The sequence below is a fragment of the Stenotrophomonas sp. 10L48 genome (assembly GCF_056395105.1).
Map to the genome: position 1 here is coordinate 1 of NZ_JBFTIX010000030.1, position 1,424 is coordinate 1,424.

Consider the following 1,424-nt stretch of genomic DNA (forward strand, 5'->3'; position numbering starts at 1 on the left):
ACGCACTCAGCCCGGTGCGGAAGTCAACCCGCGCACCTGCATTCAATTCGTAGCGATTGCGCGGCACGCTGGCGTTCAGTGCTTCCTCGTCAAACGCCATGCCGTTGCTGGCGCCATCGCGGTACCAGTTCGCCACCACGTACGGGCTGACCGAGGCACCGGCGGCGCTGCGGCCTTCACCCTGCAGGCGCAGGCCTGCACGGCCGGACAAACCGCTGTCACCCAGTGCGCGCACCACGGTGCCGTTGGCTTCGCTGTGCACATCCGTGTTCGCATCGGTGTAGACCAGCTGCAGCTCCGGCTGCAGGGTCAGCGCCGTGCTGCCGATCTGGCCGATGTTGAAGCGATAACCCGCTTCCAGTGACGATTGCCAGAGATCCGAGTCATAGCGTTCCTCGGCCAGGCCTTCGCCCTGCACGCGGTTGCGGAACTGGCCGCGCTGCACGCTGGCATCCACATACAGCGCATCGGTGCTCCAGTTGCCGTACACACCCAGCGCGCCGCCTTCCACCTTGCCGCGTGCGCTGTAGCCGGTGATATCCGAACGCGAGGTAGCGCTGGACTGCGCAACGGTACCCATCACACCCACGCGGCCACGGCCGTTGTCGAAAACGCCCACGTCCGCACCCAGCTGCAGGCGCGAGCGGTCCACGCGCAGGTCCAGCTGGTCTTCCACCGCCGACAGCCTGCTCTGCGTGGCGTCCACGCGGGCCCAGCCGCGCACGCCATCGGCGGCGGTGGCGCTGCCGCCCTGTCGGTCGCGCAAGCCGTGGCGCAGCAGCTGGTCCAGCGCGAACTGGTTGGCCAGGTACGCGCCTGCTTCCGGGCGCAGCACCGGCCCTGGGTTGATCGGATCGATCGGGTCGATCGGATTGACGGGGTCCACCGGATTGATCGGCCTGCACTCCGGCAGCGTGGGATCAACAACGCACGGGTCCGGCGCGCCGGCCAGCGCCGAGCGCAGGTACCAACCGCCGTCGCTGGCATCCTTGAACAGGAAGTACTCGTACTGCCCGCCCACCGCGCGGCCCTGCAGATCGAACTGCGCATTGGACGCACCGCCCACGCGGATCAGCTCGATGCCCTTGTCGGTCTTCGCACCGGCGCCGCCAGCATTGAGCAAGCGCACGTTCGCCTGGCCATTGGCGTCGCCGTTGATCACCAGCTTGTCGGTCAACGAGCTGTCATCGCCGAGCATGGTGTTGAACAGCAGGGTGCCGCCATTGCCGGTGAAGGTGTCGGCAGTGAGGGTGTTGAACGTGCTGCCATTGCCCAGTGCCACGGTGCCGGTTCTGCCGAGGCTGAGCTGACCGACGTTGCTGTCACCGGTCATCAGCCAGGTGCTGTCGCCGTCGATCTCGGCACGGGTGACATTGATGAAACGGCCGTCGATCTGCGCCTTGTTGCGCAGGGCGACATTCAGC

1 protein-coding gene is annotated in these 1,424 nt (G+C 66.9%); it reads right to left on the reverse strand.

Annotated elements, in window-relative coordinates; all coding sequences use genetic code 11:
* On the reverse strand, positions 1–1,424 hold a 1,424-nt coding region (locus AC1DCU_RS21435; protein ID WP_442252420.1), incomplete at both ends, for an autotransporter family protein.